At 37.2% G+C, this 2012-nt stretch carries 3 protein-coding genes and 1 pseudogene; 3 read left to right on the top strand and 1 reads right to left on the bottom strand.

Annotated elements, in window-relative coordinates; translation table 11 throughout:
• Positions 1–10 precede the first annotated feature (10 nt).
• The 3 genes from WQ54_RS35695 to WQ54_RS17770 all read left to right on the top strand — a co-directional run bounded on the left by WQ54_RS35695 (position 11) and on the right by WQ54_RS17770 (position 1292).
• Complete coding sequence (locus WQ54_RS35695) at positions 11–172, top strand: hypothetical protein (protein ID WP_369094758.1); 162 nt, start codon at positions 11–13, stop codon at positions 170–172.
• 30 nt (positions 173–202) lie between these two features.
• Complete coding sequence (locus WQ54_RS33760; protein WP_156177988.1) at positions 203–340, top strand: glycine betaine ABC transporter substrate-binding protein; 138 nt, start codon at positions 203–205, stop codon at positions 338–340.
• A gap of 118 nt (positions 341–458) precedes the next feature.
• A complete protein-coding gene (locus tag WQ54_RS17770) occupies positions 459–1292 on the top strand; it encodes a radical SAM protein (protein ID WP_197089608.1) in 834 nt (277 codons plus the stop codon).
• A gap of 60 nt (positions 1293–1352) precedes the next feature.
• Here WQ54_RS17770 and WQ54_RS17765 read toward each other — a convergent pair.
• Positions 1353–1772 (bottom strand): annotated as a pseudogene (locus WQ54_RS17765) (IS110 family transposase); the annotation flags it as partial.
• Positions 1773–2012 lie beyond the last annotated feature (240 nt).

Here is a 2012-nt window from a genome sequence, read left to right as displayed (position 1 = left end):
GCTTTTTACAATGGTTGTGAGTCTTAATGATGGTCTGGTTGCCATAAATAAGAATTGGGATTTTATTTCTCCAATTATAAACTTACCATTTAATGAAATGGGATTTGGCTGGGTATTTCCTGCTTTAATAGGGGGAGTATGCGGAAGGCTTTTATCGTTATTAAAGAAGTGAATTTCTACTTGATACAATTTACATCCAAAGATATCATCTTCCGTATTAGAAGATGATAATTTCTTTCCGCTATATAAAGGAGTACCTTTATTAAAGAAGGAGACACAAGAAAAGCATCCAGAGTTAAGCGATATTTTGAATAAATTTTCTGATAAAATTAACATATGAAATACGATAAATGAATTATAAAGTAGCAGGAGAGAAGAGTGATTAAAAGCTGATTATTTAAGAAACTCGTAACAGCTTTTCTACACATCCTATTCAATTAAAGAGAGGAGGAACGATTTTGGGGATTGACACAAAAGAAATACTTGCCAAGAAAATTCTTACAGAAGCAAAGGGTTATTTAGATGTTGGATTTACTCATTCATTGAATCCATATAGCGGCTGTTCCTTTTCATGCAAGTACTGCTATGTAAGAGAGATGCCTATTCAAAGATTCAAACAAATCCCTTGGGGAGAATGGTTAGACATAAAAACAAACGCAGCAGAAAATTACCGAAATGAAATCAAGAAACTTCGTAAGAAAAAAAATTCCGTAAACATTTTCATGTCATCCGCAACAGATCCCTACCAACCAATTGAACGTAAAGCAAACATTACTCGGGGGATATTAGAAGAAATGAGTGAAAATCCGCCTGATTCTCTTCAAATTCAAACGAGAAGCCCACTGGTCACAAGAGATATTGATTTGTTAGTAAAATTAAAAGAAAAATGTAAAGTTCTTGTATCTATGACAGTTGAAACAGATAGGGAAGATATAAAACAACTTTTTTCTCCCTATGCACCAGGAATCAAATTGCGGTTAAAAGCTTTGAAAGAAGTTCATGAGGCAGGGATATTTACGCAAGCTTCGATTTCTCCGGTACTGCCATTTACTCCTGGATTTCCAAAAGAGCTGGATGGAATGGTAGATCATATTTGGATTGATACGTTGACCATTGGGGATGGTTCGAATGGGAAACGTTCAGAGAGATTAGGAATGCCAATGTTATTTAAGGAACATGGACTTTCAAAGTGGTATCAAAAAGATATACATGTAATGGTGAAGAAGTATTTTTCTAAATATTTCCCTAGTGAAATGATAAGAGTTTCTAAAGAGGAAGCTTTCCTAGAATAATATTTTTGGTAAACCTCCCCATCCGCTTCCCCAAGGAACAGTAAGTTTGAAGAAGAACTATCTTGCACGTTCTTCGATAATACTGCGGCGATAACGGACAAGTTCCCTCAGCTCTCTTTGAATACGGTTTGGAATGAAACTTGCTTTGAGTAAACCATGGCGAAGAAGTTGGGCAATCCATTCGGCATCTTTAACGTCGGTCTTACGACCGGGGAGTGCCTTCATGTGTTGGGCGTTTACTACTAGAAACTCAATCCCTTCAGATTCTAGTAGGTTAACAATAGGTTTCCAATAAACACTCGTGCTTTCCATTGCAACATGAGTACAGTCATGTTCCTTAATCCAGTCGATTAACTTAAGCAGAAAAACTGTTTTGGTAGGAAACGTTTGAATCTCCTTTCCATCAGGTGTCATAATACATGCAGTGATATTGTCCTTATGAACATCCATACCACATGCTCTTTCAATGATTACATCCATTGAAATTCTTCCTTTCTAGGCTTGTAAATTGGAGGCTGGTGCAACAATCAGAATAAGGATTAATCTACCATGAGTGCTTCCCGTAAGGGAGCGACAGTTTGTGATGCACCGTGGTCGTTGGAGTCAGACTAACGGATGGGCTCTATGGCACCATAGTTCATCGACCTTCCTCTCCAGCCTTAGAACAAGTATGGACGGATTCAATACATTTTCATTCTTTGTGGTGAAGAGCTGTTTTTT

Origin of the sequence: Bacillus sp. SA1-12, assembly GCF_000981385.1 — a bacterium.
Lineage (GTDB): Bacteria > Bacillota > Bacilli > Bacillales > Bacillaceae > Metabacillus.
The sequence above is the reverse complement of the archived record's forward strand: the minus strand, read 5'-3'. Positions and strand labels throughout refer to the sequence as shown.

Excerpts from the sequence above, each read along its gene's own strand:
- WQ54_RS35695 (WP_369094758.1), top strand. The coding sequence starts at position 11 with ATGGTTGTGAGTCTTAATGATGGTCTGGTTGCCATAAATAAGAATTGG.